Annotated in this window: 9 protein-coding genes and 1 rRNA gene; all 10 read left to right on the top strand. The window is 46.3% G+C overall.

Features of this window, described 5'->3' with window-relative positions; all coding sequences use genetic code 11:
• Nucleotides 1–106: ribosomal RNA gene (rrf, locus tag MUN34_RS15615) — 5S ribosomal RNA — on the top strand; the annotation flags it as partial.
• A 69-nt stretch (nucleotides 107–175) separates the two neighbouring features.
• Nucleotides 176–1,597, top strand: coding sequence for an aminotransferase class I/II-fold pyridoxal phosphate-dependent enzyme (locus tag MUN34_RS15610; RefSeq protein WP_247858249.1), 1,422 nt, complete (start codon nucleotides 176–178; stop codon nucleotides 1,595–1,597).
• Nucleotides 1,594–2,232, top strand: a complete 639-nt coding sequence (tmk, locus tag MUN34_RS15605) for a dTMP kinase (RefSeq protein ID WP_247858248.1) — start codon at nucleotides 1,594–1,596, stop codon at nucleotides 2,230–2,232. Before MUN34_RS15610 ends, tmk begins: the two co-directional genes overlap by 4 nt.
• Nucleotides 2,229–2,558, top strand: coding sequence for a cyclic-di-AMP receptor (locus MUN34_RS15600; protein ID WP_014969082.1), 330 nt, complete (start codon nucleotides 2,229–2,231; stop codon nucleotides 2,556–2,558). The genes tmk and MUN34_RS15600 overlap by 4 nt, the downstream gene beginning before the upstream one ends.
• Nucleotides 2,558–3,550 carry a DNA polymerase gene (locus MUN34_RS15595; RefSeq protein ID WP_026827010.1) on the top strand — a complete coding sequence of 331 codons (993 nt, stop codon included), beginning with the start codon at nucleotides 2,558–2,560 and terminating at the stop codon, nucleotides 3,548–3,550. The genes MUN34_RS15600 and MUN34_RS15595 overlap by 1 nt, the downstream gene beginning before the upstream one ends.
• 6 nt (nucleotides 3,551–3,556) lie before the next feature.
• Nucleotides 3,557–4,387 carry a PSP1 domain-containing protein gene (locus MUN34_RS15590; RefSeq protein ID WP_026827009.1) on the top strand — a complete coding sequence of 277 codons (831 nt, stop codon included), beginning with the start codon at nucleotides 3,557–3,559 and terminating at the stop codon, nucleotides 4,385–4,387.
• Nucleotides 4,384–4,746, top strand: a complete 363-nt coding sequence (gene yabA, locus MUN34_RS15585; protein WP_026827008.1) for a DNA replication initiation control protein YabA — start codon at nucleotides 4,384–4,386, stop codon at nucleotides 4,744–4,746. Before MUN34_RS15590 ends, yabA begins: the two co-directional genes overlap by 4 nt.
• Nucleotides 4,747–4,795: 49 nt before the next feature.
• Nucleotides 4,796–5,533 (top strand): tRNA1(Val) (adenine(37)-N6)-methyltransferase, encoded by a 738-nt coding sequence (locus tag MUN34_RS15580; protein WP_026827007.1) that lies wholly within the window; start codon nucleotides 4,796–4,798, stop codon nucleotides 5,531–5,533.
• On the top strand, nucleotides 5,526–5,804 hold the full coding sequence (locus tag MUN34_RS15575) for a GIY-YIG nuclease family protein (RefSeq protein ID WP_026827006.1): 279 nt from the start codon (nucleotides 5,526–5,528) through the stop codon (nucleotides 5,802–5,804). Before MUN34_RS15580 ends, MUN34_RS15575 begins: the two co-directional genes overlap by 8 nt.
• Nucleotides 5,782–6,636: a 16S rRNA (cytidine(1402)-2'-O)-methyltransferase gene (rsmI, locus tag MUN34_RS15570; RefSeq protein ID WP_026827005.1), complete on the top strand. Its 855-nt coding sequence runs from the start codon at nucleotides 5,782–5,784 to the stop codon at nucleotides 6,634–6,636. Before MUN34_RS15575 ends, rsmI begins: the two co-directional genes overlap by 23 nt.
• Nucleotides 6,637–6,639 lie beyond the last annotated feature (3 nt).

The following is a 6,639-nucleotide window of genomic DNA, read 5'->3' as shown; positions in this document are numbered from 1 at the left end:
ATAGCCAAGTGGTCACACCCGTTCCCATGCCGAACACGGAAGTTAAGCACTTGAACGCCGAAAGTAGTTGGGGGCTTCCCCCTGTGAGGATAGGACGTTGCCAGGCAAGTGAAGGACCGATCTGCATCTGCAGGTCGGTCTTTTTGTAGTTTAGATTTAGAAAGGACTGTAGGGTATGGAAGGTCGTATGCCGATTATTGAAGCACTTTGTGCTCATGTAGAAAGAAAAGCTACTTCCTGGCATGTTCCAGGACATAAGAATGGAACGTTATTCGATGGATTACCTTCTTTTTTTGAATGGGATAAAACGGAGTTGCGTGGTCTAGATGATTTTCATCATCCGGAAGAAGCAATTTACGAAGCAAAACTTTTATTGCGCCGAATCTATGAAGCATCAGACAGTCATTTTTTGGTCAACGGATCGACGGTCGGCAATTGGGCGATGTTAGCCGCTGTCTCACAACGGGGAGATCGGATATACGTTCAGCGTAATTCACATAAATCTGTTTTCAATGCGATGGAATGGTTAGGATTATCACCGATTTTACTGGAACCCGAAAGTGATCCAACAACAGGTATTAGCGGAAATGTTTCACGTGAAACATTAGAGGAAGCTTTAGCGACTTTTCCGGGAGGAGCAGCCGTGTTTTTAACATCGCCGACTTACTATGGTGAAACCGCCCGAATCGAAGAGGTGGTTCGAGTCACAAAATCATCTGCTATACCGTTACTGATCGACGAAGCCCATGGCGCTCATTTCGGCGAAGCGTTTGGCGTCCGTTCGGCATTTGAACTGGGAGCAACTGCCGTGGTTCAATCAGCACACAAGACATTACCTGCTCTGACGATGGGCGCCTGGATTCATGAACGCTTTACGGATGACGAACGGAGACGGTTAATCCGGGCTCTTCAGGCATTTCAAACGTCTAGTCCGTCTTATCTTTTGATGGCTTCACTGGACTTTGCCCGTGATTACCGCGAACATTGGACTGTTTCAAGCATGATATCTGTTCGAACTAGTCATGAACTCCTTCATCAGCAAATCAATCAATTAGCAGGCATCACGGCCTTTACTTTTGATGATTGGTCGCGGATGGTTCTTTCCTGTGAAACGTATTCCGGAAGTCAGTTGTTGGATGCATTAGCAGATCAAGGACTTGATGCCGAGTTTGCTCTTGGAGCACATGTAGTTTGTATCTTACCGTTACGAATCATCGAACCATTTGAACGGGATACTTGGGTCAATCAGATCCAAGTAGCAATCGAGATCCTGAAAGCAGAAGGAATTCCAGATAAAAGGTATATGGAACAACCGATTATGGGTAAAATAAAGGTATCGTCCCTGGCTTACCCACTTGATCAATTGGAATACGTCCAGGCAGTCGAGCAGACTTTTGAAAAAGCAGTCGGATTAGTTTCACTTGAAACAATCATTCCCTATCCACCGGGCATACCATTACTGTTAAGGGGAGAACGGATAACTGCAGAACATATTACAAGGATTGAACATTATACAAACACCTCTATTCATCTGCAAGGCGGTGAGTTTCTCCATCAGGGGAAATTGCGTGTGATACAGGAAGGAATTATAGAATGACAGGAACATTTATTACGGTCGAAGGACCAGATGGTGCTGGGAAAACGACCCAGTTGCAATTGCTTGCAGATCGTTTAACGGCTGAAGGATATGATATCGTGATGACACGTGAGCCCGGTGGCACACGAATCGGAAATAAGATTCGATCACTGATCTTAAATCCCGACTTTCAAGAGATGGATGAGATGACGGAAATTCTTCTGTATGCGGCGTCTCGGGCACAACATGTCAATGAATTGATTCGTCCGGCCCTTGCTGCCGGAAAAGTTGTTTTATGCGATCGATTCATCGATGCATCGATTGCTTATCAAGGATATGGACTTGGATATTCACTTGAACAGGTCCGTTCCATCAATCAGCAGGCCACCAACCATTTAACACCGGATCGAACGTATCTGTTTAACCTGTCGGTCTCGGATTCGAAGCAACGGATGATGGACCGAGGGGCACTGGATCGAATCGAGCAACGCGATGACGTATTCCGTCAACGGGTGTATGAAGGGTTCCTGAAGTTAGCAGAACAGGAATCGGAACGAATTCAGCTGGTCGATGCAAATCAATCGATTGAAGCATTACAAACGACATTATGTCAGGACGTTCTGACGTATTTAAAAAAAAGGGAGAGATTATCATGAAAATGGTCATTACGATTGTTCAAGATAAAGATAGCCTACGTTTAGCAGAAGCATTGGTCGAAAACGATTTTCGGGCAACAAAGCTTGCGACGACAGGCGGTTTTCTCAAAGAAGGAAATACGACGTTCATGATTGGTGTCCAAAGCGAACGATTGGATGATTTAATGCGTTTGATTAAAAAGAACTGTTCGAGCCGGGAACAAATGGTCTCACCGATCTCGCCGATGGGCGGTCATGCCGATTCATACATCCCTTACCCAGTCGAAGTACAGGTTGGGGGAGCGACAGTGTTCGTCTTACCAATCGAAGGGTTTCATCAATTCTAATGCAGACATTTCATGAACTAGAACAAACCCAATCGGTCATCGCGACGATTTTGCGTAACTCGTTACAGACGAATCGCATTAACCATGCTTATATCTTTACAGGGGACTATGAGCCGCTTCTTTTAGAGGCGGCTCAGTTGTTCGCCAAAAGTCTGTTTTGTGAACGACGAGATCAAATCGAACCATGTCAAATATGCCGGAGTTGCCGTCGCATGGACAGCGGAAACTTGGTCGACTACTACCAAATCGAACCAGATGGGGCTACCATTAAAAAAGAACAGATTCAGCAGTTGATGCATGATTTATCGTTACGGGGTCTTGAAGGCGACCGTCAAATCTATGTCGTGACACAGTCACATAAAATGACACCCCAGGCAGCAAACAGTCTGTTGAAGTTCTTTGAAGAACCAGGTGCAGGAAAAGTAGCAATTTTAATTACGAATCAGCCACAGTTATTGTTGCCGACGATTCGTTCGCGGGGACAATTACTAAGTTTTCGTCCGGCAGATCGTTTGTTAATCGGACAAGTCTTATCCGAAAAAACGGGACGGGATAACGAATTAACGCAACTTGCTGCCCGGGTCTATCCGAAAATCGAGGATGCAGAACAGGCATTAGTCGAAGACTGGTTTGTAAATGCGCGAGTGTCAGTGGTACAATTGATGGAGGAATTAGCGAATCGTCCGGCGGATTTACCGTTGTTTGTCCAGGAAAAATGGATGAGTCAATTTAAAAATCGGCAAGATGCACGAATTGGTCTGGAACTTGTGACATGTTTCTTTGAAGATGTTCTTCATCTTAAACTGAATCCGTCATGGGAAACGATCACATATGCAAACAGCCGACCATTACTGGAACAAATGGGTGGAAAAAGTCAGACGACGATCACTCGGTGGTTGCAGGCAGTACTCGCAGCCGTTAAGCGGATCGAAGCAAATGTTAATCCTCAATTAACAGTTGAGCGTCTCATGTTTGACTTACAGAAAGGGTAGAGCGATATGCTAGAAGTAGTAGGCGTTCGCTTTAAAGAAGCGGGCAAAATTTATTATTTTGCACCTGGACAAGAGTCATTATCACGAGGACAATCCGTCATCGTTGAGACAGTGCGGGGCATTGAATATGGTGAAGTGGTAATTGCCGATAAACAAATGGACGAAGATGATGTGGTCTTGCCGCTGAAATCGATTCTTCGCGTCGCGGATGATAAAGACGCGATGATCGTCCGTGAAAATAAAATGGCGGCGTTTGATGCGCACGCTGTCTGCGTCGAAAAAATTCGTGAGCACAAGCTCGATATGAAATTAGTCGACGTCGAATATACATTTGATCGAAATAAAGTCATTTTTTACTTCACGGCAGAAGGTCGTGTCGATTTCCGGGAACTCGTCAAAGATTTGGCTGCTGTTTTCCGGACACGCATTGAGTTACGACAAATCGGCGTCCGTGATGAAGCGAAGTTACTGGGAGGAATCGGTCCGTGTGGTCGTGTTCTCTGCTGCTCTTCATTTTTAGGTGAATTTGAACCGGTTTCGATCAAGATGGCGAAAGATCAAAATCTATCCTTGAACCCGACGAAGATTTCTGGTGTCTGTGGTCGTTTAATGTGTTGCTTAAAATATGAAAATGACACATACGAAGAAATGCGACGGGATTTGCCGGATTACGGAAAACGATTGACTGTTCCGGAAGGTGAAGGACGGGTTGTGGGTCTGAACATTCTCGATCAAATCGTCCAAATTGAGTTGAAAGACCGTTCGCGGGTCCTGACATACTCGATGGAGGAACTACTGTCTGTCGGTGCCGTAAAACAAAAACGACCAAAAGAATGACGGGGTGCATACGCGTGGAGAGAGTCGATAAAAAAGAAATCATTACGCGTGTTGATGCGATCGAGCAACAGATTCACTTGCTGACTGAGCATCTGAGCGTTTTGAAGGATCAGCTTGCTTACATGATGGAAGAGAACCAACATCTGTATCTTGAGAATCATCACCTCCGTGAGAAGGTAGAGCGCGATGAGCAACAACCGATTACAGAAGAAGCGCAGGCGGAAGCCGGTACAGGTGCTGGCTATGATAATCTAGGACGACTGTATCAAGAAGGATTCCATATTTGTAACCTGCATTATGGTCAAGTCCGTAAAGACGGAGATTGTCTGTTCTGCTTGTCCATGTTAACGAAACATTGAGAGGCTGACTTCCTAGGAGTCAGTCTTTTTTTCAGAAAGGAAGAACGATATGCCTGAACTATTATCAGATGAGCGACTGGATCATCTGCTTGGAAAAGAAGGACGAATCATTCAAAGTCCCACCGTATTTTCCTACTCTTTGGACGCCGCATTGTTGGCGCAGTTCGCCTGGGTGCCGATCCAACAAGGGAAGTTGGTCGATTTATGTGCCGGTAACGGAGCCATTCCGTTATTTTTGTCTTACCGGACGAAAGGAACGATCACAGGGCTTGAAATTCAACCCCGTCTCGTTGATATGGCCGAGCGTAGTATTCAAATGAATGAAAAACAAGATCAATTGCAAATGATCGAAGGTGACGTCAAGGAAGCCGGGAAACGATTGGGTTATGGTCTGTACGATGCCGTCACATGTAATCCGCCTTACTTCTTGGCAAATGACTCGTCGAACCGAAACATAAGTGAACATTATACGATTGCCCGGCATGAAGTATTATGTACACTTGAGGATTGTATCCGATCGGCCGCAGATCTTTTGAAACAAGGTGGGAAAACAGCATTCGTCCATCGACCGGAGCGCCTTCTCGATATCGTCACCTTGATGCGTCAGTACCGGCTTGAACCGAAGCGGATGCAGCTTATCTACCCGAAAGAAGGGAAAGAGGCCAACATGTTGTTGATTGAGGGGATCAAAGATGCCAAGCCGGGTCTAAAGGTATTGCCTCCCTTCATCGTCTACGAACAAGACGATACGTACACGTTGCAGATGCGGACTCAGTTTGATGTCTGAACATGCCATCTACATCGTCCGTTGCCGGGACGGCAGTCTCTACACGGGATACGCGATTGATGTCGAAAAACGGTTGGCGACACACAATGCCGGACAAGGTGCAAAGTATACCCGTGCCAGACTGCCGGTCGTGCTCGAATATACAGAAACGTTCGCAACAAAGTCGGAAGCCTTAAAACGTGAGTATGCCATTAAACAATTGACGCGTCTTAAAAAAGAACAACTTATTCAAGGAGGGAGGTCATCTCATGAAAGCAACAAGCAGTTTTAAAGGACAAACAACCGGTTTGTACATCGTGCCGACACCGATCGGTAATCTCGAAGACATGACCTATCGGGCTGTCCGCATCTTGCAAGAGTCCGATCTCGTCGCGGCGGAAGATACACGGCAAACGATGAAATTATTTAATCATTTTAAAATCGACACGAAACTTGTCAGCTATCACGAACATAATAAACAAGTCAGCGGGGCACGGCTATTGGCCGACCTGCATGCGGGGAAACAGGTCGCCCTGGTCTCGGATGCCGGGATGCCGGGAATCTCAGATCCAGGCAGTGATTTGATTCGAGAAGCGATTGCCGAGGATATTCCGGTCGTCGTCTTACCGGGAGCAAACGCCGCATTAACGGCGCTCGTCGCCTCGGGTCTTGCGACAGAACGATTTTTATACTATGGTTTTTTACCGCGTAAGAAAAAAGAACGTCGTGAGGCGCTTGAGACCGTCCGTTATGAAAAAGGCAGCCTCATCTTCTATGAAGCACCGCATCGTCTTAAAGAGATGTTAGGCGCCTTACGGGATGTACTCGGAGAGCGTCAACTGACGTTAGCCCGCGAACTGACCAAACGGTATGAAGAGTATATTCGGGGTTCTGTGACAGAAGCTCTCGAATGGGCCGGAGAAGAAGTCCGGGGGGAGTTTGTCGTCATCGTCGAAGGGTCGACCGAGGAGCGACCGGCGGAAGAGGAACAGGAAGCGGATCCGTTGCAACAAATTGAACGGTATATCGAACAAGGTGAAAAACCGAATGCTGCCCTGAAACGAGTTGCCAAAGAGCGGGGACTCGATCGTCAGGAATTGTATTTGCGTTATCATGAATCCTAAAAA

It is taken from the genome of Exiguobacterium sp. 17-1 (genome assembly GCF_023096305.1).
Taxonomy (GTDB): Bacteria; Bacillota; Bacilli; order Exiguobacteriales; family Exiguobacteriaceae; genus Exiguobacterium_A; species Exiguobacterium_A sibiricum_A.
This window is presented reverse-complemented; position numbering and strand designations above follow the sequence as displayed.